This window comes from Methylobacterium mesophilicum (assembly GCF_022179445.1).
Taxonomy (GTDB): Bacteria; Pseudomonadota; Alphaproteobacteria; order Rhizobiales; family Beijerinckiaceae; genus Methylobacterium; species Methylobacterium mesophilicum.
In genome coordinates this window covers 32,233-54,824 of the sequence record NZ_BPQU01000025.1, presented here as the reverse complement: position 1 = coordinate 54,824, position 22,592 = coordinate 32,233, and the positions used below count along the sequence as shown (strand labels likewise).

Genomic DNA, 22,592 nt, shown 5'->3' with positions numbered 1-22,592 from the left:
ATGCGACCACAAGAAGTCGCATCCAAGGGAAACGAGCGCACGATGGCCGAGAGTGAGACGGTGGGCGGGCACACCTACAGCCCGGCGATGGACGCAAGCACCCACGAGCAGACCTATCGCGGCTTCGTTCGCTTCGTCGAGATCGGCACCGGGGTGGTGATCTGCTGGGTGCTGGCCCTCGCCGTGGGCGGCATCCGCGAAGCCTGGCTGCTGGCGATCCTCAGCGTGATCGTGTCGGGTGCCGCCGGCGCCGTCGGGGCGCTTGCCCCCGCGATCGGCTGGCGCGGCCCCCTCGTGGTGGCGATTCTCCTGTTCCTCTACCTGGCCTTCGCCTGATCGCGCGAAGATAACCGCGCGCCCGATTGGACGAGCGGTTCGATGACGCGTTGAAGCGCGGCTGTCCTGTCGGCAGCCCGCGGGTTACATTCCCACTTATTCCATCAGCGCAATCTTCATTCGCGTCTCGAAAAGCCGTGCCGGTTCGCGCATTCGGGAGGCCAAGCTTATCCAGGGGAAGCCTCGCATGCGCATCGCTGTGCTGTCCGAGACGGACTCTGCGGAGCCGCGGGTGGCCGCGGTCCCGGAGACCGTCAAAAAGTTCAAGGCGCTCGGTGTCGACATCACCGTGCAGGCGGGGGCCGGGCAGAAGGCCGGGGTCCTGGATTCCGAATACGAGGCGGCCGGGGCCGAGATCGCCGGCAGCGCCGCCGACGCGGCACGGGATGCCGACCTCGTCTTGAAGGTCCGGCGGCCGGCCGAAGAGGAGCTGTCGCTGCTCAAGCGCGGCGCCACCGTGGTCGCGATCATGGATCCCTACGGCAACGAGCCCGCGCTGAAGGCGATGGCCGAAGCCGGCGTCTCGGGCTTCGCCATGGAGCTGATGCCCCGCATCACCCGTGCGCAGGTGATGGACGTGCTCTCCTCGCAGGCGAACCTCGCCGGCTATCGCGCGGTCGTCGACGGCGCCGCCGAGTACGGCCGCGCCATGCCGATGATGATGACGGCGGCCGGCACCGTGCCGGCGGCCCGCGTGTTCATCATGGGCGTCGGGGTCGCCGGCCTCCAGGCGATCGCCACCGCCCGGCGCCTGGGCGCGGTGGTGACCGCCACGGACGTGCGCCCCGCCACCAAGGAACAGGTCGAGTCCCTCGGCGCCAAGTTCGTCGCGGTCGAGGACGACGAGTTCAAGCAGGCCGAGACCGCGGGCGGCTACGCCAAGGAGATGTCGGCGGGCTACCAGGCCAAGCAGGCCGAGCTGGTGAAGGGCCACATCGCCAAGCAGGACATCGTCATCACCACGGCGCTGATTCCCGGCCGTCCGGCCCCGAAGCTGGTCTCCGAGGAGATGGTCGCCTCGATGAAGCCTGGCTCGGTCCTGATCGATCTCGCGGTCGAGCGCGGCGGCAACGTCGCGGGCGCCAAGCCGGGTGAGGTGGTGGTGACCGATCGCGGCGTGAAGATCGTCGGCCACACCAACGTGCCGGGGCGCCTCGCCGCCACGGCGTCGAGCCTCTACGCGCGCAACCTCTACGCCTTCGTCGAGACCCTGATCGACAAGGAGTCGAAGGCGCTGGCGATCAACTGGGACGACGAGCTGGTGAAGGCCACCAACCTGACCCGTGACGGTTCCGTGGTCCACGCCTCGTTCCAGGCGAAGACCGACGGGCCGGCTTCGGAAGCTGCCGCCGTGGGTCTGGCCAAGTCGGAGACCGGTAAGGCCGAGCCCGCCCCGGCCCCGTCCGACGCCCGCTGAAGACCGATCGCGAGGAGAAGCAGTATGGCAAACCTTGTCGTCCCTCCCGATCAGGCCGCTGATCAGACCCGCGTCCTGGCCGACGCGGCGCGCGCAGCCGCCGATGTCGCCCGCAACGCGGCCGACCAGGCCCAGGCCATCGCGGCCGGGATGGGCCATGGGATCAGCGCCGCCACCGGCGGGGCCGTCGATCCCTTCATCTTCCAGTTCGCCATCTTCGTGCTGGCGATCTTCGTCGGCTACTACGTCGTCTGGTCCGTGACCCCCGCGCTGCACACCCCGCTGATGTCGGTCACCAACGCGATCTCGTCGGTGATCATCGTCGGCGCACTCCTGGCGGCCGGCGTGCCGCTTCTGGAGAAGGGCACCGGCTGGGCCCGCGCATTCGGCTTCATCGGCATCGTGCTGGCCAGCGTGAATATCTTCGGTGGCTTCCTCGTGACCCAGCGCATGCTCGGCATGTACAAGAAGAAGGCCTGAGACGATGTCCCAGAACGTCTCCGCCCTTCTCTACATCGTCGCCGGCGTCCTGTTCATCATGGCGTTGCGGGGGCTCTCGCACCCGACCACGTCGCGGCAGGGTAACCTCTACGGCATGATCGGCATGGCGCTCGCCGTGCTGACCACGCTGATCGGCCATCCGCCGGCCGGCTTCGGCGCCTGGATCCTCGTGATCCTCGGCATCGGCATCGGCGGCGGCGCGGGCGCGGTCATCGCCAAGCGCGTCCCGATGACGGCGATGCCGCAACTCGTGGCCGCGTTCCACTCGCTGGTCGGCTTGGCTGCCGTGGCTGGCGCCGCGGCGACCCTCTACGCGCCGCAGGCGGTGGGCATCCTCGAGAACGGCCACATCCACAAGCAGTCGCTGTTCGAGATGGCGCTGGGCGCCGCGATCGGTGCGATCACCTTCACCGGCTCGGTCATCGCCTTCGCCAAGCTCGACGGGCGGATGTCCGGCAAGCCGATCATGCTGCCCCAGCGGCACCTGATCAACATCGGCATCGCGGTGGCGCTGGTGGTGCTGATCGCCCTGTTCATCGGCAACGAGAGCAAGGCAGTGTTCTGGCTGATCGTGCTGCTGTCCTTCGCCCTGGGCGGCCTGCTCATCATCCCGATCGGCGGCGCCGACATGCCCGTCGTCGTGTCGATGCTCAATTCGTACTCGGGTTGGGCGGCGGCCGGCATCGGCTTCACCCTCGGCAACCTCGCTCTGATCATCACCGGCTCGCTGGTCGGCTCCTCGGGCGCGATCCTGTCGTACATCATGTGCCACGCGATGAACCGGTCGTTCATCTCGGTCATCCTGGGCGGCTTCGGCGGCGATACGGCGGCCGCCGGCCCGGGTCAGGTCGAGACGCGCCCGGTCAAGCAGGGCTCGGCCGACGACGCGGCCTACATCATGAAGAACGCCGAGCGGGTGATCATCGTCCCGGGCTACGGCATGGCGGTCGCGCAGGCGCAGCACTCCCTGCGCGAGATGGCCGACATGCTGAAGAAGGAGGGCGTCGACGTGAAGTACGCCATCCACCCGGTCGCGGGCCGCATGCCGGGCCACATGAACGTGCTGCTCGCGGAGGCGAACGTGCCCTACGACGAGGTGTTCGAGCTGGAGGACATCAACGGCGAGTTCCCGCAGGCCGACGTGGCCTTCGTGATCGGCGCCAACGACGTCACCAACCCGGCCGCGAAGACCGACAAAGCCTCGCCGATCTACGGCATGCCCATCCTGGACGTGGAGCGGGCCAAGACGGTGCTGTTCATCAAGCGCGGCATGGGCTCGGGCTATGCCGGTGTCGAGAACGAGGTGTTCTTCCGCGACAACACCATGATGCTGTTCGGCGACGCCAAGAAGGTGGTCGACAACATCCTCAAGGCGTTCTGAGACACCCTGGGGTTCGGTTTCGGCGAGGGGCGGGCAGCGATGCGCGCCCCTTTGTCGTGCCGGCTCACGGTCGAGCGCGGCCGCTGTTGCTGTCGCGCCCGCGCGCCCGGGGCCCACACGGTGTAGGGTGCAACCCGTGTCCGCCGCCACCGCCTCGCCGATCACCGAACCGCCGCCGTTCCTGGGCGTCTCAGCATCCGTGACCGGACGGCGCTGGCAGGAGCGCTGTGCCGGCCCGGCGGTGCAGAACCAGATCGCCAAGATGGTCCAGGCCCACGGCCTGCCGGAGCTGCTGGCCCGGGTCCTGGCCGGTCGGCAGGTGGCCCCGGACGAGGCCGCCCGGCATCTGGCGCCGCGCCTGCGCGACCTGATGCCGGATCCGGATACGCTTCTCGACATGGATGTGGCCGTGCGGCGGCTGGTCCGCGCGATCCGGCGCGGGGAGATCGTCGCCGTGTTCGGCGATTACGACGTCGACGGCGCGGCCAGCGCCGCGATGCTCGCCGGCTACCTGCGCCAGCTCGGCCTCCGGGCCCCAATCCACATTCCCGACCGGATCACCGAGGGCTACGGACCCAACGTCGCAGCGATCACCGCGCTCGCAGCCGAGGGGGCGACGCTACTGGTCTGCGTCGATTGCGGCACCAGCGGCCACGGCCCGCTGGAGGAGGCCGAGAAGCTTGGCCTCGACGTGATCGTCCTGGACCATCACGCGGCGGCCGAGGTGCTGCCCCCGGCCCGGGCCGTGGTGAACCCGAACCGCCTCGACGACCTCTCCGGGCTCGGCCATCTCTGCGCCGCCGGTGTGGTGTTCCTGACCCTCGCCGCCCTGAACCGTGCCCTGCGCCGGGACGGCTTCTTCGGGCCACATCGCCCCGAGCCGGCGCTCACCGATGCCCTCGACCTCGTGGCGCTGGCGACCGTCGCCGACGTCGTGCCGCTGGTGGGCCTGAACCGCGCCTTCGTGACCCAGGGGCTGACGGTGATGCGCCACCGGGGCCGGACCGGCCTGGCCGCTCTGCTCGACGCCGCCTCGCTCAGCGAGCCCCCGGAAGCGTGGCATCTCGGCTTCGTGCTCGGGCCGCGGATCAATGCCGGCGGCCGAATTGGGGATTCGGCGCTGGGGGCGCGCCTGCTCACCACCGCGGATCCCGCCGAGGCCGCCCGCATCGCCGCGGACCTCGACCGTCTCAACCGCGAGCGTCAGGCCATCGAGGCCCATGCGGTGGCGGAGGCGGAAGCCGAGATGGACCGCGCCCTGACCCTCGATCCGGCACGCGCCGTCCTGGTGACCGGGGACGCCGCATGGCATCCGGGCATCGTCGGGCTGATCGCGGCGCGGCTGAAGGAGCGCTTCAACCGGCCGGCCTTCGCGTTCGCGATCAGGCCCGACGGCAGCGCCACCGGTTCCGGGCGCTCGATCCCCGGGGCCGATCTCGGCCTGGCCGTCCGGGCCTGCGTCGAGGCCGGGCTGGCGAGCAAGGGCGGCGGCCACGCCATGGCGGCGGGCGTCACCCTGCGGGCCGACGACATCCCGCGCTTCGAGACCCATCTCGCCGCGTTGCTCGGCGCCAGCGTCGCCGTCTCACGGGCCGCCGACGCCCTGCTGATCGACGGCGGGTTGAGCGCCGGCGGCGCAACCGCCGAGACCGTGCGGCTGCTCCAGCGCGCCGGTCCGTTCGGGCAGGGCGCGCCGGAGCCGGTCTTCGCGCTCGGCCGTCACCGTCTGGTCGATGCCGCCGTGGTCGGCACCGGGCATGTCCGCGCGCGCCTGCGCAGCCGCGACGGGCAGGCCGTCGGCGCGATCTGCTTTCGGGCCGGCGAGCGGCCGCTCGGCCAAGCCCTGCTTCGGAGCATCGGCCAGGAGATGCACGTCGCCGGCACCCTGTCCTGCGACCGCTGGCGCGGTGCCGAGCGGGCGCAGCTGCGGATCGTCGATCTGGCTCCGGCCGACGCCTGAGGCATCGTTCCGAAAGTTGGCCGCCGGCTTCCGGAAATCGACGGTGCGCCGAACGCTCAGCTTCCGGCCATCACCAGGGCCCAGAACCGCTTGTAGCGGGTGTTGGGCGCATCGACCCGGGCGATGCCGATCCGGCGGATCTGGGGGAGCAGCATGTTCTTGTTATGCTCGGAACTCGCTTTCCAGCGCGCCAGCACCTGCTCGAAGGTCTCCGAGCCGGCGCTGAGATTCTCCGCCGCGTAGGACTTCGCCAGGCCGGCCGAGGCCATCCGCGACGTGAAGCTGCCGCCGACATCGTGGCTGAGCTGGCCGTTGCGCGCGTTGTTGCCGGCCTGGAACGCGGCCGCCTTCACCAGGCCGCCATCGACGACGACCGGGCTCAATCCGTGCTGGACCCGATAGGCCGAGATTGCGGCCGCCGCCGCGACCTCATCGAGGATCGCGGTATGGGTCACGTTCTCGACACTGGGCTCGGGCGTGAAGGACAGGCCGCCGCAGCCAGCAAGTGCCAGCGCCAGGGCCGCGGCGAGGGGAAGGAGAGCTTTGGACACGGTCGATCGCGGTTCCGGGAGGGATGCGTCTCCCTCGGGACCGGTTGCGGCGAAAGCGCGGCGCTCGAAGGCGCCCGCAGGCGCAATAGGCCGACCGTGTCACCAAGGCCACGGGCCTCAGGCGGCGAGTGCGTCACCCCCGAGCATGACCGGTGCGAACACGCGCAGGAGATCGGGATCCAGATGGCCAATCCCATCGACCATGATCGCCAGCGCCTCGGCGGGGCTGGCCGGCTTCCGGTAGGCGCGGCGCTCCGTCAGCGCCGAGAACACGTCGCAGATCGCCACGATCCGCACCAGATCGGAGATCGCCCGGCCGGAGAGCCTGTCCGGGTAGCCGGCGCCGTCGAGCCGTTCGTGATGGTGCAGGACGACGTCGATCACCTCGTCCTCGAAGCCGCCCTGTGCCCGCAGCAGGTCGGCGCCGATCACGGGATGGCGCTGCATCAGCCGTAACTCTTCCGGATCGAGATGGCCCGGCTTGTTCAGGATTTCCGAAGGGATCCGCGATTTGCCGATGTCGTGGAGGAGGGCGGATCGCACGAGGCGGGCGAGATCGATCCGGCTCAAGCCGATCTGCGCGCCGAAGCTGGCGGCGTGACCCGCGACCCCGAGCGTGTGCTGGTAGACGCCGACATCGTGGCGCCAGACTTCGGCGAGCCAGGCCGTGATGCCGGCTTCCGAGACGGCGGCCAGGACCAGCTCGGTCCCGCGCTCGACATCGGCGCGCTGCAGGCCCGCCCCGAGCGCCGCACTGTCGAACAGCTCGGCCACGATCCCGGTGGCATCCGTGACCCGGCCGACGAGGCGCTGCATGCGGGTTTCCCTCGAGCGCGTCACCGCCTCGATCATGGCGAAGACGTTGGCCAGCACGACCTGGCGCGGTGCGGCGGCGGGCAGTTGCCGAAGATGCGGCGCGGACTTGAGCGGCTCGCCGCGGACCAGGACCAGGCGTGGGACCGGCCGGCCTCGATGGGTCAGCGCCGGCTCGAGCGCCGCGGCCTGTGCGGGATGCAGGTCCAGGATGATAAGGTGCGGGCGCCCCGGCGGAATCGCCGACCCAGCGGCGACCGCCCGGCAATCCATGACCAGCGCGATGGCGCGCTCCAGGGCCGCCCGTTCGGTCGGGCGATCCGAAATCAACAGCACGAACGGGTTGTTCGTGGTCTGCGCTTGTATGCCGAGGGCCAACGCGGTTGCTCCCCGGTCCGCATGGTCAACGATGTGTTGACGCTAACGGAAACCTTTGAGCGAAGTGTTAACCCTACGCAGTCTCCCGGCGTGTAGACGCTGAAAAATCAGTGTTCAGGCGAGGCTGACAGCGCCGTCCTGGCGGGTCTGCTGAGCGGCGGGCTTGCCGGCATCGGAAGTCGGGCTCAGCACGTCCGCGAGCTTGACGGCCAGGAGGGCCTGGCAGGCGGCGAAGGCGGTGAACACGACGAGGAAGTTGGCGATCATCGGACGGCTCCGGTACGGCTCGGCTGGACACTGGATGGTGCGATGCATGAAATGCCATGTCGCAGCGCAAACTGGTATTCCAAATACCGAATGCCAATTATGTCAGGAGCGCATGACGCGATCGCTCGCTGAAAGACACCGCTCAACGTCGATCGCGGCGTCGGCCGCTCCGCGTGCGAGGTACCGAATTGGGCCGGTTGAATAGGCGTATGTTGCACTGCAATCGGATTGCTGTGTGATCCGACGCAATCGGCCCTGCCAGAACGCGCGTTCGATAATCAATGCTCGAAGAGACTGCTCAGAGCCTGTCTGACCGCACGATCGCCGTCGAATGAACGTTCTACCGGCGGAGACCCCAACCTGTCCCCTCATCCTGAGATGCTGCGCAGCAGCCTCGAAGGAGGCCGCCAGGGATCGCGCGGCAGGCTGGACGGTTCCCTTCGAGGCCTCCGCTTCACTCCGTCGCCTTGGGATGAGGGCGAAAACGGGAATGACCGGTCAAGCAGCCTCATGGACGGCGGACACCATTCGACCGCGCTTCATCGCCCGGTCGCGAATCCTCAGTCCAGATAATCACCGTAGGTATCGACGTGCTGAGCGAGCCCCAGACCGTGCTCGCGCACGAGCCGCTCGGCCGTGTCGGCGTTCCGAGCCTCCAGCGCGGCGATGATCGCCACATGCTCGCGGATCGAATGCTGCGCGCGGTCGCCCTGCCGCAGCGCGGTGCTGCGAATCCCCCGCACATGCATCAGCAGATTGCTGGTGAGTTCGGCGATCGGCTCGCAATGTCCGAGTGCGATGATCCGCTGATGGAAGCGGATGTTGGCGTCCGAATACTCGTCGATGTGCTCGGACGGCTGGCCTTCATAGAATTCCGGGAATGACTCGCGCAGCGCACGGAGCTGCGCGTCGGTGGCCCGGGTGCAGGCGAGCCGGGCCGCCATGCTCTCCAGCGCCGTCCAGGCGTGGATCATGCCGACGATCTCACTCTTGTTCTTCTTGATGACGAACACGCCGCGACGGGCCTCGGACCGGACGAAGCCCTCCTGCTCCAGCACGGTGAGCGCCTCGCGCACGGGCGTTCGGCTGACCCCGAGGTCCTGCGACAGTTTCCGCTCATCGAGCCGCACCTCATCGGGCCGCCCGTAGATATCCATGTTGGTTATAGCAGTCTTGAGCGCTTCATAAGCCAAGGTCCGTAGACTGGAGCTGGCGACGATCGGTTTAACGCTCAACGGTTCTGAGTTCGACATGCCTCGTCCAGCCGGTCCATGCCCATATTGTCTCGCACGTGTTCTCTGTCGTGCGCTCGTAAAACGAACTAACCCAAACCTTTTCCCGATCCTAGTCAATTACGAGCCGACCCACAGACCCTTGGTCCCGTATGCGATCCGGCCTCCGCCCCAGCACGGAGCAATATCCGGAAGGGTAATTCCGAATTCGTCCCGCACGAACGAAGCCCCACGTTAATCCAGCGGCATATTCGTGTATTTTTGTGCAGGATCGATTGACAGAATCTCCCGCCGCCAGCACCATCCGTCTGGCATACCGTACACCAGCATGTATTCGGTGACGGGGTGCGACGGTTGGCGACGATGCCGACAGAGTTTTCGTTTGTCTGTCGGTCAAGAATTTTTCAAAGCATGCCGTTCGCTTTGTTCTGACAAGGGCGGCCGTGTCCGGGCATAAACACAGCCGGGATCAGATACAGAATAATAAATCCAGCCAGGAGGGAAGCGTATGTCCGAGATTCGCAAACCGGTTGGGGCGGGCCGATGGCTGCAGCTCGCATTCGGCGTCGTCTGCATGTGCATGATCGCCAACATGCAGTACGGCTGGACCTTCTTCGTGAACCCGATGCAGGAGCGTCACGGCTGGGATCGCGCCGCGATCCAGGTCGCGTTCACGCTGTTCGTCGTCACCGAGACCTGGCTGGTCCCGATCGAAGGCTGGTTCGTGGACAAGTACGGTCCGCGGATCGTCACCCTGTTCGGCGGCCTGCTCTGCGGCATCGCCTGGGTGATGAACTCCTACGCCGAGACGCTGACGATGCTCTACGTGGCGGCCGCGATCGGCGGCACCGGCGCCGGGGCGGTCTACGGCACCTGCGTCGGCAACTCGCTCAAGTGGTTCCCGGACCGTCGCGGTCTCGCCGCGGGCATCACCGCGATGGGTTTCGGCGCCGGGTCGGCACTGACCGTCGTGCCGATCCAGGCGATGATCAAGTCCCAGGGCTACGAGGCCGCGTTCTTCTACTTCGGCATCGGCCAGGGCCTGATCGTGATGCTGGTCGCCCTGTTCCTGCGCTCGCCGGCCAAGGGCCAGGTCCCGGACGTCGCCCGGGTCAGCCAGTCCAAGCGCGACTTCAAGCCGGGCGAGATGGTGCGCACCCCGATCTTCTGGGTGATGTACGCGATGTTCGTCATGATGGCCGCCGGCGGCCTGATGGCCACCGCGCAGCTCGGCCCGATCGCCAAGGACTTCAAGATCGCCGACGTCCCGGTCTCGCTGCTCGGGATCACGCTGCCGGCGCTCACCTTCGCGGCGACGCTGGACCGGGTGCTCAACGGCGTGACACGGCCGTTCTTCGGTTGGATCTCGGACCATATCGGCCGCGAGAACACGATGTTCATCGCCTTCGCCATCGAGGGCCTGGGCATCTACGCGCTGAGCCAGTTCGGCGAGAACCCGATCGCCTTCGTGCTGCTCACCGGCCTGGTGTTCTTCGCCTGGGGTGAGATCTACTCGCTGTTCCCGGCGACCTGCGGCGACACCTTCGGGTCGAAATACGCGGCGACCAATGCCGGCCTGCTCTACACGGCCAAAGGCACCGCGGCCCTGATCGTGCCCTATACCAGCGTGCTGACGACCATGACCGGAAGCTGGTACACGGTGTTCCTGGTGGCGGCCGGTCTCAACATCCTGGCGGCGCTCCTGGCCCTGTTCGTCCTCAAGCCGATGCGCGCCGCCTACACCAAGGCCCCGCAGGCGAACCTGGCACCGGTGCTGGCTCAGTAACGCCAGCGCCCGTCAGCTCGAAGGCCCGGCGCCGCTTTACGGCGCCGGGCCTTCATGCGTACCGGATGCCGGCTGCAACCGGAGACCGGGCATGGACAAGGACGAACGGATCGCGCGCGAGGGTGTCGTCGCGGCGGCGCGGGATCTCGACGCGCAGGGCCTGAACCGAGGCACCTCGGGCAACGTCTCGGTGCGGTTCCGCGACGGCCTGCTGATCACGCCCTCGGGGGTGCCGACGGCGCGCATGGGCCCGGACGACATCGTGCCGATGGCGCTCGACGGGACCCACCCGACGGGGCTCAAGCCGTCCTCGGAATGGCGCTTCCACCGGGATATCCTCGCGGCGCGGCCCGAGATGGGCGCCGTCGTCCACGCGCACCCGATCCACTGCACCGCCTTCGCCCTCTGCGGACGGCAGATCCCGGCGGTCCACTACATGATCGCGGCCTTCGGCGGACCGAACGTGCGCTGCGCCCCCTACGCGCCCTACGGCACCGCGGAGCTGTCGGAACTGGCGCTCGCCGCCCTCGAAGGCCGAAACGTCTGCCTCTTGGCAAACCACGGCATGATCGCCGCCGGCGGAAGCCTGGAGAAGGCCGTGTGGCTGGCCGTCGAGCTGGAGACCCTGTGCTGGCAATACGCCGTGGCGCTCCAGGTCGGGGCTCCGAACGTCCTGTCCGACCACGAGATCGCCGGCACCGTCGAGCGCTTCCGCGGCTACGGGCTGAACGCCGCCGACTGATGTTGGGGTCGCGGCCGGCGGTCAGCGTCCGAGAAACTGGCCGACCGCGATGCTGCCGGATGCGGCGAACTCGGCGGCCGAGACCTTCTTGCCGTCCTCCGGCTTGACCTTCCGGACTTCGATCCGGCCACCCTGCGCGCAGACGCTGAACCCGTCGTCATCCACGGCAATGATCTCGCCCGGCTTGCCCTTCACGTCGCCCAGGCGGCGGACCGGGTGCAGGCGCGCGTCGAAGATCTGCAGCTTCTTGCCCGCGAGGGTGGTCCAGGCGCCCGGGGCCGGGTTCGCGGCGCGGATCAGGTTGTAGATCTGCTCGGCATGGGCGGACCAGCGGATCTCGGCCTCGGCGGTGCGGAACCAACCCTCGTAGCTCGCCGCGTCCTCGTCCTGGTCGATCTCGATATGCTGGCCGGCCGCCACGAGGTCGGCCGCCTCCAGCATGGCGTCCACGCCCATTGGGAACAAGTTGTTGAAGTAGATGTCCCCGAGGGTCGCATCCCCGCCGATCTCGCAGACCTTCTGCAGGACGACCGGGCCCTCATCGAGGCCGTCGGTGGGGCGGAAGATCGTCAGCCCGGTCTGAAGGTCGCCCTTGGCGATCGGCCAGTTGATCGAGGACGGGCCGCGATACCGCGGCAGCAGGCTGGGGTGGTACTGGATGGTGCCGTGCTTCGGGATCGTCACGAAGCTCTGCGGCGCGAATTGCAGCACGTACGCCATGATGCCGATATCGGCCTCGAGGCCGCGCATCGCTTCCTCGGCCTCCGGGCTCTTCAGGCTGGGGAACTGGAACACCGGCAGCCCGTGCTCCTCCGCCGCGGTCTTCAGCACGTCGGGCTTGGCACCGGGTTTCTCCGGCGCGCAGAACACGCCCGCCACGGTATCCCCGCGCTTCAGGAACGCCTCCAGGACGGCTTTGCCGAAGTCCTGCTGACCGATGACGGCGATGCGCATGGGCGATCCCTGGCGTCGTCCGGCCCCGAAGCGAGGCGGGATCTTTTGGGTATGGACTACGACGTTACGCGGTCGGTCGGCGGCGACCCCGGACGCTCGGCCCGGGATCGCCTGGCGGCCTCACTCGGCCGCGATCTTCTGCACGCCCCCGATGGCGCCGGAGCCGGAGATCTCGCCGACCTCTTCCTCCGAGTACTTGAGGACGTCGCGCAGGATCTCCTGGGTGTGCTCACCCAGGAGCGGCGAGCGCACGACCTCGGTCGGGCTCGCCGAGAGCTTGATCGGGTTGCCGACCGAGAGGTAGCGGCCGCGGGTCGGGTGATCGACCTCCACGATGGTGCCGGTCGCCCGCAGCGCCTCGTCCGCTGCGATCTCCTTCATCGACAGGATCGGGCCGCACGGGATGTCGTGCCCGTTCAGGATGTCCATGGCCTCGAACTTGGACATCTTCATCGTCCAGGCTTCGATGCGCGTGAAGATCTCGTTGAGGTGCGGCAGGCGCGCCTTCGGGGAGGCGTAGTTCGGGTCGGTCTTCCAGTCGGGCTCGCCGATGATGTCGCAGATCGGGTCCCAGACCGCCGCCTGGGTGATGACGTAGATGTAGGCGTTCGGGTCCTGCTCCCAGCCCTTGCAGCGCAGGATCCGGCCCGGCTGGCCGCCGCCGGAATCGTTGCCGGCCCGAGGGGTCGCCTCGCCGAACGGGATGCCTTCGCCGAACTGGCTGTATTCCTTGAGCGGGCCGTGCTCGAGGCGCTGCTGGTCGCGCAGCTTGACCCGGCAGAGGTTCAGCACGCCGTCCTGCATGGCGCAGTCGACCTTCTGGCCGAGGCCGGTCTGGGTGCGGTGGTAGAGCGCCGTGACGATGCCCAACGCCAGGTGCAGGCCGGTGCCGGAATCGCCGATCTGGGCGCCGGTCACCATCGGGATGCCGTCCCGGAACCCGGTGGTGGAGGCCGAGCCGCCGGCGCATTGCGCGACGTTCTCGTAGACCTTGCAATCCTCGTAGCGGCCGGGGCCGAAGCCCTTCACGGACGCCAGGATCATGCGCGGGTTCTTCGCGTGGATCTTCTCCCAGGTCAGACCCATCCGGGCCAGCGCGCCGGGGGCGAAGTTCTCGACGAGGACGTCGCATTCCTCGATCAGGCGCCAGAGCACCTCCTTGCCCTTCGGGTTCTTGGAGTCGAGCGTGAGCGAACGCTTGTTGTGGTTCAGCATCGTGAAATACAGGCTGTCCACATCCGGGATGTCCTGCAACTGCTGGCGGGTGGCGTCGCCGACTCCCGGCCGCTCGACCTTGATCACGTCGGCGCCGAACCAGGCCAGAAGCTGGGTGCAGGTCGGGCCGGATTGCACGTGGGTGAAGTCCAGGATGCGGACGCCTTCGAGGGCCTTGGTCATGGTCGGTCTCGGATCTCGGATCGGGTTTCGGGAAGCGGCGGGGGGTGTCTCAGGTCGGGGCCGTGATGGGCCGGGCGCCGACGGACGGTGACGGGCTGCTGCGGTGAGGTCTCGCGCGCCGCGCCGTCGAGACGGCTGCGTAACGATCGTGGAGACCCGCGTCCTCGCGTCTCGGACGGATCATGCTGACACTCCCTCCCGATGCGCGGTCCCGTCGATTCGCGGACCCGTCACGCCGGCCCCGTCGAGAGGGCCGCCACACTTGTATACCACATGCCATCCGCGGGAGGCGAGTAGAAAGAAGCACTCGCGAAGGTTGTAGGCATCACCGTAGCATAGGCCCAAGAGTTCTGCGTCTCAACGCGGCGGGGTACGTGCACTGGGGGAACTGATCCTGTCCCTCTTGGCATACGTCTTAAGGCGGTCCATCATTCCGCCAAAATCGACCGTCCGCAAAAAGGACGGGTTCGCAGCAACGCTGAATGAGGAACGCCCATGCTCGCCAGCACCAGCCTCATCAAGTCGTCTTGGATCGCCGTCGATGTCGACCGCGACAGGGCGGAGCGTGTGCTCGTCGTCGAGACCTACATCGCCGTGAGCCCGCTGGAACCGAATTTCGATGCCGCGCAGTACGACCGCGTGCTCTGCTGCGTGCAGAAGGTGTTGAAGGCGCATCCGGACATCGACCGGGCTTCGATCCTCAGCATGCATCGCGGTTCCGGCTGCACCGCCCTGTTCCGCGAGCCCCCCGGGGAGGTGGCGCGGCCCGCGGCTGCCTGACGACCAATCTTCCAGTTGACGAACTGCGCCCAACCGGCGGGCGCGGCCCGGTTTACGGTGTGCTCGGCTCCGAGCCGGGCTGCGGCTCGTGTGAGTCCAGGGCCACCCGGGCGGCATGAAACCACCATAGCGGGATGTCCCGGTTGGCGTTGGCCAGGTCCGACGCCCAGCCCTCCTTCGGCATGACCTCGGCCCTGTCGGCAAACAAGCGGAGCGCGCTCTCGGCCCGCTCACGCCGGCATCGTTCGCGGATCGCGACGCGCTCGGCTTCCGCCCGGGCGTCGGTCTGCTCGATCAGGCGGCGGGTCGCCAGTTCGTCGGCATCGAAGGCGAAACGCTGCCAGAACGCCTCGGCTTCCCGGGCGACATCCCGTTCCCGCAGTGCCGTCGTGAGTTCGGCCTCGGCGGCCTCCCGCGCGGTTTCCGCCGCGTTGGCCCGCGCGAGCACCCGGTTGTTGGCCTCGAGCAACTCGCGTTCGCGCTCCGGCGCCATGCGCTGACGCCGCAGGACGCGCAACTCCTCGTCGCGCGCGGTGACATCGAACCGATCCGTGATCAGAGCGGCGAGGGGGCCTTCGGTCAGGGCGTCGGCGCGTTCGAGATAGCGCTCGCGCAACCCGGGGTGATGCGTATCGAGGGCGTCATCGTCCCAGGCCGGGTAATCGGCGATCCCGCTGCCGTCATGCTCGTAGAGGGTGCGCGCCAGGGCACGGCGCAGGTCGTCGGGCGGCGAGATCGCGACGTGTTCGTTCATGACGCTACGCTGGCGGCGAGTAACGGGATGGCAGTCAACGCGCTCGTGCAGCCGACGGCCCCATGGGCGCATGACGAACGCACGTCATCGCACGGAAAATCGCGCCCCGCACGCAAAGCCCTCGTCGCCGAAAGGCGTGACAGTGCTGAGATTCTTTCGTCGTCGTCGTTCCGGCAGATCAGGAACGAAGCAGCAGCGCAATCTACAGAGCCGAGGCCCGCGACGTAGCGCGTAGATCTTATCTGGCGTCTCGACCATCGCGGCGCCTTGCGATCTGCATAAGAAGGTCCGTCGCCTGCGCACATGTCCGATTCGCATCGTCTCTGTACCGGAGCCCGGCGGCCAGCTTTCAGGAGGATGCTATCGATATGCATCCGCCAGGAGGGCGGCCATCGTGACAGGCCAGCCACAACCGGAGGCGCGGGTTCGCGGCGCGCCTACGCGTCCGATTTGCGAGCGATGCGTTCCAGGGCGTCGAACATCGGCTTCAACTCGTCCAGGTCGAGCTGATGGAATCCCAGGGTCCGGCCCATGATCACCCCGAGGATCGCGAAGAACAGCATCGAGCCCTCGCCGGGGCACGCGCTGTTCATCCCGCCGAGCCGGTCGAGTTGATCGGCCACGAAGGCCCGATAATCGTTCAGGGCCTCGGGATACTCGATCGACGCCAGCAGCAGAGCCCGAGACGACTCGTCGTCGTCGCAGTAATGCGAGCGGACATGCGCCACCATCGCGATCGGCAATTGCGACGGCCCGGACGGAAGTTCACCCTCGCAGGCGGCGATGCCCTCACGCAGTTCGGTGAGCTTGCGGGCCACCAGGGCCAGGATCAGCGCGTCCTTCGATGCGTAGTGATGAAGGACGCCGCCCTTGCTGAGACCGGCCTCCGCCGCGACCGCGTCGATGGTCAGGGCCCGCGCCCCGCCCTTGCGCAATACGGCATCGGCCGCCTCCAGGATGATTTCCGGCCGTTCCGCCAGCCGCTGCCGTTTCGCGCGCATAGGTCACCATTTTAGAAACCGACTGGACGGTATGTAAGCGATGGAGTAGGACAGCGTCACGCCGTTGGGCGCCCTTCGTCCGCAACGGCCGCCGACAAGATCCGCATGTTCGCTCAACGATACACAGCTCTCGTGCTCGCGACGATCGCGCTGGCACCAGCGGCCCGGGCGGCCGAACCGGCGGCAGCGCCCGACTCGGCGCTGGTGCGGGTCCGGATCGTCGCGGCGCGGCGTACGCCGGTCGCCTCCGAGGTCGTGCTCACCGGCGACATCCAGGCCCAGGCACAGGTCAACGTCTCGTTCCGGACGAACGGCAAGGTCGCCGAACGGCGGGTCGAGGTCGGCGACCACGTCGAGCCCGACCAGGTCCTCGCGGTGCTGGAGCCGCTGACCCAGCGGGCGAACCTCGACAACGCCAAGGCCGCGCTGGCCTCGGCCGAAGCGCTGCTGACCCAGGCCAAGATGGCGTTCGAGCGTCAGAAGCAGCTCCTGGCCGGCGGGTACACGACGCGGCCGAGCTACGACAACGCCGAGCAGGAACTGCGCACCACGCAGGCCGCGGTCGATTCGGCCAAGGCCGCGCTGGGCACCGCGCAAGAACAGTTCTCCTACACCGAGCTGCGCGCCGGCATCTCCGGGATCGTCACGAGCCGCAGCGTCGAGGTCGGCCAGGTGGTCCAGTCCGGCCAGACCGTCCTGGTGCTGGCGCAGGACGGCCCCCGGGATGCGGTGTTCAACGTCTACGAATCGCTGACCGCCCGGCCGCCGGGCGACAAGACCATCACGGTCACGCTTCAGACCAACCCGTCGATCTCGGTGAACGGCACGGTCCGCGAGATCTCGCCGACGGTCGATGCGTCGAGCGGCACGGTACGGGTCAAGATCGGCCTGGAACAGACGCCGCCGGCCATGGGTCTCGGCGCGGTCGTCATCGGCCACGGGCGGTTCGCGCCGCACGATGCGGTGATCCTGCCCTGGTCCGCGCTCTACCGCTACGGCGGTCGCCCGGCGGTCTGGGTCTACGATCCCGGCAAGCGGACCGTGTCGGTCCGCGCGGTGGAGATCGACAAATACGGACCGGATGTCATCGCCCTGAAGGGCGGGATCGAGCCGGGCGAGCGCATCGTGATCGCAGGTATCCAATTTCTGCGTCCCGGGCAGGAGGTTGCTGCCAACCTCGTCGAGAGCAACCCATGAACACGCGTGCGGTTCTGACCCTCACCGCCTGCGCCGTGATTCTCGGCGGATGCGGCGGACACGATGACGAGCACGCGGAGGCTGCGCCTGCGCCCGTGCGGCCGGTCCTCACGCAGGTCGCCGTGCCGAAGGACGCGGTCATGTTCGGCCCGTTCGCGGGGACGGTCGAGCCCCGCTACCAATCCCAGCTCGGCTTCCAGATCCCCGGCCGGATGATCGCGCGCGACGTGACCGTCGGCGACATCGTCACCAAGGGGCAGCGGCTGGCCGCCCTCGACACCGTGGTGACGCGGTTCGACCTGACCCGGGCCGAGGCCGACCTCGCGGACGCCCGGGCGCAGGCCGAGAACGCGGACGCCGCCGAGGCGCGCGCCCGGCGGCTGATGTCGGGCAACAACGTTTCGCAGGCGACCCTCGATCAGGCCGTGGCCAAGCGCGACACCGCGAAGGCGCGGCTCGATCAGGCGGCGGCGAGCCTTCAGAAGGCCCGGGACCAGATGGGCTACACGGAACTCAAGGCCGAGTTCGACGGCGTCGTCACCCAGCGCCTCGCCGAAATCGGTCAGGTGCTGAGCGCCGGTCAGGGCGTCGTCACCGTCGCCCGGCCGGAGATCCGCGAGGCGGTCGTGGACATCCCGGAGCAATATGTCGGCGCGCTGCCGGCGGATGGGGTGTTCACGGTGTCGCTCCAGAGCGCGCCCGAGCTGACGGCCCGGGGCCGCATCCGGGAGATCGCGCCGCTCGCCGAGGCCGGGACGCGGTCCCGGCGCATCCGCATCACGCTCGACGATCCCGGCCCGGCCTTCCGCCTGGGTGCGACGATCGACGTGGCGCTTTCCCGCAAGGTGCCGCGCCACGTCCTCCTACCCGCCGCCGCGCTGCTGGAAGACGGCCCGCGCCGCTCGGTCTGGGTCGTCGACGGGGCCGGACAATCCGTCACGCGCCGGGACGTGACCCTGGCCTCCACCGTCGAGACGGTCGAGGCCGGGCGCATCGCCATCCGTGACGGCGTCGAACCGGGCGAGCGCGTCGTCGTCGCCGGCGTCCACGCCCTGCAGCAAGGCCAGGCCGTGCGCCTGACCGACGACGCCCGTTGAGCCGGTCGGACAAGGGTTTCCCGTGAAGGCTTTCAATCTCTCCGACTGGGCGCTCGGGCACCGCTCGTTCGTCTGGTTCCTGATGGCGGTCTCGCTCGTGGCTGGCGTGATGGCCTACAGCCGCCTGGGCCGCGAGGAGGACCCGCCGTTCACGATCAAGACCATGGTCGTGCAGACGACGTGGCCGGGCGCCACGATCAAGGACACGATCGATCAGGTCACCGACCGGATCGAGAAGGAGCTGCAGCAGCTCAACGCCCTGGATTACGTCCGCAGCTACACGACGCCGGGCTCGTCCACGGTGTTCGTGCAGTTCCGCGACACGCTGAAGAAGTCCGAGGTCCAGCCGGCCTTCTACCAGGTCCGCAAGCGGCTCGGCGACATCAAGGGGCAGTTCCCGGACGGGGTGCAGGGCCCGTTCTTCAACGACGAGTTCGGCGACGTCTACGGCAACATCTACGCCTTCACGGCCGACGGGCTGACCTACCGCCAGTTGCGCGACTACGTCGAGGGCATCCGCACGGAGGTGCTCAGGGTCCCCGACATCGGCAAGACCCAGCTGATCGGGACCCAGGCCGAGACCATCTATCTCGACTTCTCGACCCGCAAGCTCGCCGGCTACGGCATCGACTTCCAGGCGTTGATCAAGGCGCTTCAGGCCCAGAACGCGGTATCGGCCTCCGGCGTGGTGCAGGCCGGGCCGGAGCGCGTGTCGCTGCGGGTCAGCGGGTCGTTCACGTCGGAGGCGTCGCTGCAGGACGTGAACCTGCGGGTCAACGACCGGTTCTTCCGGCTGGCCGACATCGCCGAGATCAGCCGCGGCTACGAGGATCCGCCCGCCCCGATGTTCCGGGTCGACGGCAAGGCCGCCATCGGCCTCGCCATCGCGATGCGGCCGGGCGCCAACCTGCTGCATTTCGGTGAGGCGCTGAAGGCGCAGATGCGCCGGATCGAGGCGACGCTGCCCGTGGGCGTGGGCGTCCACCTCGTCTCGGATCAGCCCAAGCAGGTCGAGCACGCGGTCGGCGGCTTCACCGAGGCGCTGGTCGAGGCCGTGGTGATCGTGCTCGCGGTCAGCTTCGTGAGCCTCGGCGTGCGCGCCGGACTGGTGGTCTCGGTGTCGATCCCGCTGGTGCTGGCGATCGTCTTCGTGGTCATGCAGCTGATGGACGTGACGCTCCAGCGCATCTCGCTCGGCGCGCTGATCATCGCGCTCGGCCTCCTCGTCGACGACGCCATGATCACGGTGGAGATGATGGTCGCCCGGCTGGAGCGGGGCGACACGCTGCGGAAGGCGGCGACCTTCGCCTACACCTCGACGGCGTTCCCGATGCTGACGGGCACGCTCGTGACGGTGGCGGGCTTCCTGCCGATCGGCTTCAACGGTTCGGGAGCCGGCGAGTACACCTACTCGCTGTTCGTGGTGCTGGCCGCCGCGCTGCTGGTCTCCTGGGTGGTGGCCGTTCTCTTCGCTCCGCTGATCGGCGTGACGCTGCTGCCGAAGACCGTGAAGCACCATGCCGAGAAGCGTGGGCTGTTCACCCGCCTGTTCCTGGTGATGCTCAAGCTCGCGATGGCCTGGCGCTGGACCACGGTGGTCCTCTGCCTGGCGCTGATGGCGGCGGCCATCGTCGGGATGGGCCATGTCCAGCAGCAGTTCTTCCCGTCCTCGGATCGCTCCGAGGTGCTCGTCGACCTGACGCTGCCCCAGAACGCCACCATCGCCGAGACCAAGGCGCAGATGGACCGGTTCGAGGCGAAGCTGAAGGACGATCCGGACGTGACGAGCTGGTCGTCTTATGTCGGCCAGGGCGCCGTGCGCTTCTACCTGCCCCTCGACCAGCAGCTCTCCAACGCGTTCTACGGCCAGATCGTGGTCGTGACGAAATCCCTGGAGATCCGCGATCAGGTCATGGCGCGACTGCAGGCGATCGGCCGGCGCGACTTCGTCGGCACCGATGTCCTGATCCAGCCGCTCAGCCTGGGCCCGCCGGTCGGGCGCCCGGTCCAGTACCGCCTCAGCGGCCCGGACATGGAGACGGTGCGCCGCCTCGCCCTCGACCTCGGCAACGTGGTCGCCGCCGACAAGCGCCTCGACGTGCCGACCTTCGATTGGAACGAGCCGGGCAAGGTCCTGCGGGTCGAGATCCTCCAGGACAAGGCACGCCAGCTCGGCGTCACCAGCCAGGACATCGCCGGCATCCTCAACGGGATCGAGGGCGGCCAGGCGATCACCCAGGTGCGCGATTCGATCTACCTCGTGAACGTCGTCGGGCGGGCGCGGGCGGCCGAGCGGTCGTCGCTGGACACCCTGCAATCCCTGCAGGTCGGCCTCGCGAACGGCTCCGTCGTGCCGCTGCTGTCCTTCGCGCGGATCGGCTACGACCTGGAGCAGCCGATCGTCTGGCGTCGGAACCGCCTGGCGACCGTGACGGTGCGGGCCACGATCCGCGACACCACGCAGCCGGCCACCATCGTGACCGCCCTGCAGCCCGGCATCGACGCCTACGCGAAGGCCCTGCCCGAGGGCTACGCGCTGGAGACGGGCGGCGCGGTCGAGGAATCGGCCAAGGGACAGGGCCCGATCGCCGCGGTGGTTCCGGTGATGCTGCTCACCATGGCGCTGCTGCTGATGGTCCAGCTTCAGAGCGTCGGGCGGATGCTGCTGGTCTTCACCGTAGCGCCCCTCGGGCTGATCGGCGTCGTGCCGGCGCTGCTGCTGTTCGACAAGCCGATGGGCTTCGTGGCGATCCTCGGGATCCTGGCGCTGATCGGCATCATCATCCGCAACGCCGTGATCCTGGTGAGCCAGATTGAGGAGTTCCGGGACGAGGGCATGGCGCCCTGGGATGCGGTCTACGAGGCGACCCACCACCGGATGCGGCCGATCCTGCTCACCGCCGCCGCGGCGAGCCTGGGCCTGATCCCGATCGCCCGGGAGGTGTTCTGGGGACCGATGGCGTTCGCCATGATCGGCGGCATCCTGGCCGCGACCTTCCTGACGCTCCTGTTCCTGCCCGCCCTCTATGTCGGTTGCTACCGGATCCGGCCCGAGAGCCGCGACCGGCCCGCGGCGCAGAGCGCCTGAGCGTCCGGCATCACGGATCGCAGCGTGTCCTCACGCTGCGATGAGCGGTCGGCCCGCCCCTCCGCCCCCTCAGGGCGGGCCGACCGTGAATCGTTTCCCCGCGCGCCCGCCGCGCCGCGGGCGGAAACTCCGGGCTGTTCCCGCGCGTAAGCGGGCCTGGAGCCGAGGAGCACCGCCCGCATGAACGCCTTCATCGCCGTCGTCCTGGTCTGCGCGAACGGGATCGCCCAGGAGGCCTGCACCGATGCCGAAGCGCTGGAGGTGCGCAAGGTCCGCGTCGCCAACGAGCTCGGCTGCGCCACCGGCTGGCAGGAGATCATCGCCCGCACCGACCGGCGCGACGAGATCGGCAAGTCCGCCTACCTCAAGACCGAGTGCCGCCGGGTGAAGGAGCCGCAGTGACCGGGACCGGGTCCGCTACTTCTCGTACTTGATGTAGGCGAAGCGCGGATCCGACGGCGTGCCCTCCAGACCCTGCCCCTCCAGCGCCGGCTGCCAGGACACGACCTCCTCGATCTTCCTGGCCAGGGCGAAGTCCTTTTCGGTGATGCCCTTGGCCGCATGGTTCATCAACCGCACCTCCACCCAGGCGTAGGACGCGGTGATGTCGGGGTGGTGCCAGGCGGCCTCGGCGAGGTGACCCACCGTGTTGATCACCATGAGCGTGCCCTTCCACCCCGCCGTCTTGTAGGTGCGGCGGATCCAGCCGTCCTCCAGCCGCCAGTCCGGCAGCTCGGCCTTGAGCCGCGCTTCCACGGCCGCCTCGTCCAGAACGCCTTCGCGCCGCTCGCTCATTCGCCTCGTCCTTTTCATCCCGTCGAAGTTCGAGGGTGCCCGCGCCGTCGGCGGTGCGCAAGCGCGCAGGGGCGCCGGCCCCGGTGGACGGAGCGCCATGCGGGCCCTATGACCATTTTCCAATGGCGTCAGGACAAGTCCGCGCCCAAGTCTGCGATCTTCCA

At 68.5% G+C, this 22,592-nt stretch carries 21 protein-coding genes; 12 read left to right on the top strand and 9 right to left on the bottom strand.

The window, feature by feature from the left end; translation table 11 throughout:
• The first annotated feature begins 42 nt into the window (after positions 1-42).
• The 5 genes from MFF40_RS21215 (at position 43) to recJ (ending at position 5,595) form a co-directional block, all read left to right on the top strand.
• Complete coding sequence (locus tag MFF40_RS21215) at positions 43-336, top strand: aa3-type cytochrome c oxidase subunit IV (protein WP_147855382.1); 294 nt, start codon at positions 43-45, stop codon at positions 334-336.
• A gap of 187 nt (positions 337-523) precedes the next feature.
• Entirely contained in the window at positions 524-1,753 is a 1,230-nt protein-coding gene (locus MFF40_RS21210; RefSeq protein ID WP_147855383.1) for a Re/Si-specific NAD(P)(+) transhydrogenase subunit alpha, read from the top strand.
• Positions 1,754-1,777: 24 nt separating this feature from the next.
• The gene (locus MFF40_RS21205; RefSeq protein ID WP_238262103.1) at positions 1,778-2,233 is read left to right on the top strand and encodes a proton-translocating transhydrogenase family protein; all 456 of its coding nucleotides are present in this window, start codon (positions 1,778-1,780) and stop codon (positions 2,231-2,233) included.
• A 4-nt stretch (positions 2,234-2,237) separates the two neighbouring features.
• Entirely contained in the window at positions 2,238-3,635 is a 1,398-nt protein-coding gene (locus MFF40_RS21200) for an NAD(P)(+) transhydrogenase (Re/Si-specific) subunit beta (protein WP_147855385.1), read from the top strand.
• A gap of 136 nt (positions 3,636-3,771) precedes the next feature.
• Positions 3,772-5,595, top strand: coding sequence for a single-stranded-DNA-specific exonuclease RecJ (gene recJ, locus MFF40_RS21195; protein ID WP_238262101.1), 1,824 nt, complete (start codon positions 3,772-3,774; stop codon positions 5,593-5,595).
• 56 nt (positions 5,596-5,651) lie between these two features.
• Here recJ and MFF40_RS21190 read toward each other — a convergent pair whose 3' ends face one another.
• From MFF40_RS21190 to MFF40_RS21175, 4 genes are all read right to left on the bottom strand, one after another.
• The gene (locus tag MFF40_RS21190; RefSeq protein ID WP_147897603.1) at positions 5,652-6,146 is read right to left on the bottom strand and encodes a CAP domain-containing protein; all 495 of its coding nucleotides are present in this window, start codon (positions 6,144-6,146) and stop codon (positions 5,652-5,654) included.
• A 117-nt stretch (positions 6,147-6,263) separates the two neighbouring features.
• Positions 6,264-7,337, bottom strand: a complete 1,074-nt coding sequence (locus tag MFF40_RS21185) for an HD-GYP domain-containing protein (protein WP_238262098.1) — start codon at positions 7,335-7,337, stop codon at positions 6,264-6,266.
• A 114-nt stretch (positions 7,338-7,451) separates the two neighbouring features.
• Entirely contained in the window at positions 7,452-7,604 is a 153-nt protein-coding gene (locus MFF40_RS21180; RefSeq protein WP_187277696.1) for a hypothetical protein, read from the bottom strand.
• Between the two features lie 560 nt (positions 7,605-8,164).
• Positions 8,165-8,857 (bottom strand): GntR family transcriptional regulator, encoded by a 693-nt coding sequence (locus MFF40_RS21175; protein ID WP_147854562.1) that lies wholly within the window; start codon positions 8,855-8,857, stop codon positions 8,165-8,167.
• Positions 8,858-9,344: 487 nt separating this feature from the next.
• On the opposite strand from MFF40_RS21175, the gene oxlT reads away from it, so the two are divergent.
• Together oxlT and MFF40_RS21165 are read left to right on the top strand one after the other, a co-directional pair.
• Positions 9,345-10,622, top strand: a complete 1,278-nt coding sequence (oxlT, locus tag MFF40_RS21170) for an oxalate/formate MFS antiporter (RefSeq protein WP_147897601.1) — start codon at positions 9,345-9,347, stop codon at positions 10,620-10,622.
• Between the two features lie 91 nt (positions 10,623-10,713).
• Positions 10,714-11,364 (top strand): class II aldolase/adducin family protein, encoded by a 651-nt coding sequence (locus tag MFF40_RS21165; protein ID WP_147854564.1) that lies wholly within the window; start codon positions 10,714-10,716, stop codon positions 11,362-11,364.
• 21 nt (positions 11,365-11,385) lie between these two features.
• Here the strand turns inward: MFF40_RS21165 and MFF40_RS21160 are convergent, their stop codons facing one another.
• Positions 11,386-12,318 carry a methionyl-tRNA formyltransferase gene (locus tag MFF40_RS21160; protein WP_147854565.1) on the bottom strand — a complete coding sequence of 311 codons (933 nt, stop codon included), beginning with the start codon at positions 12,316-12,318 and terminating at the stop codon, positions 11,386-11,388.
• A 120-nt stretch (positions 12,319-12,438) separates the two neighbouring features.
• Positions 12,439-13,716 carry a formyl-CoA transferase gene (gene frc / locus MFF40_RS21155; protein ID WP_147854566.1) on the bottom strand — a complete coding sequence of 426 codons (1,278 nt, stop codon included), beginning with the start codon at positions 13,714-13,716 and terminating at the stop codon, positions 12,439-12,441.
• Positions 13,717-14,211: 495 nt separating this feature from the next.
• Between frc and MFF40_RS21150 the strand changes: the two genes are divergently transcribed.
• The gene (locus MFF40_RS21150; protein ID WP_147854567.1) at positions 14,212-14,496 is read left to right on the top strand and encodes a hypothetical protein; all 285 of its coding nucleotides are present in this window, start codon (positions 14,212-14,214) and stop codon (positions 14,494-14,496) included.
• A 52-nt stretch (positions 14,497-14,548) separates the two neighbouring features.
• On the opposite strand, the gene MFF40_RS21145 is transcribed toward MFF40_RS21150, so the two are convergent.
• Together MFF40_RS21145 and MFF40_RS21140 are read right to left on the bottom strand one after the other, a co-directional pair.
• Positions 14,549-15,250 carry a hypothetical protein gene (locus MFF40_RS21145; RefSeq protein ID WP_147854568.1) on the bottom strand — a complete coding sequence of 234 codons (702 nt, stop codon included), beginning with the start codon at positions 15,248-15,250 and terminating at the stop codon, positions 14,549-14,551.
• 437 nt (positions 15,251-15,687) lie between these two features.
• Positions 15,688-16,251 carry a TetR/AcrR family transcriptional regulator gene (locus MFF40_RS21140; protein WP_147854569.1) on the bottom strand — a complete coding sequence of 188 codons (564 nt, stop codon included), beginning with the start codon at positions 16,249-16,251 and terminating at the stop codon, positions 15,688-15,690.
• Between the two features lie 105 nt (positions 16,252-16,356).
• On the opposite strand from MFF40_RS21140, the gene MFF40_RS21135 reads away from it, so the two are divergent.
• The 4 genes from MFF40_RS21135 (at position 16,357) to MFF40_RS21120 (ending at position 22,035) form a co-directional block, all read left to right on the top strand.
• Entirely contained in the window at positions 16,357-17,448 is a 1,092-nt protein-coding gene (locus MFF40_RS21135; protein WP_238262096.1) for an efflux RND transporter periplasmic adaptor subunit, read from the top strand.
• Positions 17,445-18,545: an efflux RND transporter periplasmic adaptor subunit gene (locus tag MFF40_RS21130; RefSeq protein WP_238262093.1), complete on the top strand. Its 1,101-nt coding sequence runs from the start codon at positions 17,445-17,447 to the stop codon at positions 18,543-18,545. The genes MFF40_RS21135 and MFF40_RS21130 overlap by 4 nt, the downstream gene beginning before the upstream one ends.
• Positions 18,546-18,567: 22 nt before the next feature.
• Positions 18,568-21,633: an efflux RND transporter permease subunit gene (locus MFF40_RS21125; RefSeq protein WP_147898336.1), complete on the top strand. Its 3,066-nt coding sequence runs from the start codon at positions 18,568-18,570 to the stop codon at positions 21,631-21,633.
• A gap of 180 nt (positions 21,634-21,813) precedes the next feature.
• Positions 21,814-22,035, top strand: a complete 222-nt coding sequence (locus MFF40_RS21120) for a hypothetical protein (protein ID WP_147855867.1) — start codon at positions 21,814-21,816, stop codon at positions 22,033-22,035.
• 15 nt (positions 22,036-22,050) lie between these two features.
• On the opposite strand, the gene MFF40_RS21115 is transcribed toward MFF40_RS21120, so the two are convergent.
• On the bottom strand, positions 22,051-22,428 hold the full coding sequence (locus MFF40_RS21115; RefSeq protein ID WP_147855868.1) for a 4a-hydroxytetrahydrobiopterin dehydratase: 378 nt from the start codon (positions 22,426-22,428) through the stop codon (positions 22,051-22,053).
• Between the last annotated feature and the right edge of the window lie 164 nt (positions 22,429-22,592).

What these genes read in the sequence shown, in the direction of transcription:
- MFF40_RS21200 (WP_147855385.1), top strand. Translation starts at nt 2,238, where the DNA reads ATGTCCCAGAACGTCTCCGCCCTTCTCTACATCGTCGCCGGCGTCCTG.
- MFF40_RS21165 (WP_147854564.1), top strand. Translation starts at nt 10,714, where the DNA reads ATGGACAAGGACGAACGGATCGCGCGCGAGGGTGTCGTCGCGGCGGCG.
- frc (WP_147854566.1), bottom strand. Translation starts at nt 13,716, where the DNA reads ATGACCAAGGCCCTCGAAGGCGTCCGCATCCTGGACTTCACCCACGTG.
- MFF40_RS21145 (WP_147854568.1), bottom strand. Translation starts at nt 15,250, where the DNA reads ATGAACGAACACGTCGCGATCTCGCCGCCCGACGACCTGCGCCGTGCC.
- MFF40_RS21205 (WP_238262103.1), top strand. Translation starts at nt 1,778, where the DNA reads ATGGCAAACCTTGTCGTCCCTCCCGATCAGGCCGCTGATCAGACCCGC.
- MFF40_RS21135 (WP_238262096.1), top strand. Translation starts at nt 16,357, where the DNA reads ATGTTCGCTCAACGATACACAGCTCTCGTGCTCGCGACGATCGCGCTG.
- MFF40_RS21115 (WP_147855868.1), bottom strand. Translation starts at nt 22,428, where the DNA reads ATGAGCGAGCGGCGCGAAGGCGTTCTGGACGAGGCGGCCGTGGAAGCG.
- MFF40_RS21140 (WP_147854569.1), bottom strand. Translation starts at nt 16,251, where the DNA reads ATGCGCGCGAAACGGCAGCGGCTGGCGGAACGGCCGGAAATCATCCTG.
- MFF40_RS21175 (WP_147854562.1), bottom strand. Translation starts at nt 8,857, where the DNA reads ATGTCGAACTCAGAACCGTTGAGCGTTAAACCGATCGTCGCCAGCTCC.
- MFF40_RS21120 (WP_147855867.1), top strand. Translation starts at nt 21,814, where the DNA reads ATGAACGCCTTCATCGCCGTCGTCCTGGTCTGCGCGAACGGGATCGCC.
- MFF40_RS21210 (WP_147855383.1), top strand. Translation starts at nt 524, where the DNA reads ATGCGCATCGCTGTGCTGTCCGAGACGGACTCTGCGGAGCCGCGGGTG.
- MFF40_RS21150 (WP_147854567.1), top strand. Translation starts at nt 14,212, where the DNA reads ATGCTCGCCAGCACCAGCCTCATCAAGTCGTCTTGGATCGCCGTCGAT.
- MFF40_RS21130 (WP_238262093.1), top strand. Translation starts at nt 17,445, where the DNA reads ATGAACACGCGTGCGGTTCTGACCCTCACCGCCTGCGCCGTGATTCTC.
- MFF40_RS21160 (WP_147854565.1), bottom strand. Translation starts at nt 12,318, where the DNA reads ATGCGCATCGCCGTCATCGGTCAGCAGGACTTCGGCAAAGCCGTCCTG.
- MFF40_RS21215 (WP_147855382.1), top strand. Translation starts at nt 43, where the DNA reads ATGGCCGAGAGTGAGACGGTGGGCGGGCACACCTACAGCCCGGCGATG.
- oxlT (WP_147897601.1), top strand. Translation starts at nt 9,345, where the DNA reads ATGTCCGAGATTCGCAAACCGGTTGGGGCGGGCCGATGGCTGCAGCTC.
- MFF40_RS21180 (WP_187277696.1), bottom strand. Translation starts at nt 7,604, where the DNA reads ATGATCGCCAACTTCCTCGTCGTGTTCACCGCCTTCGCCGCCTGCCAG.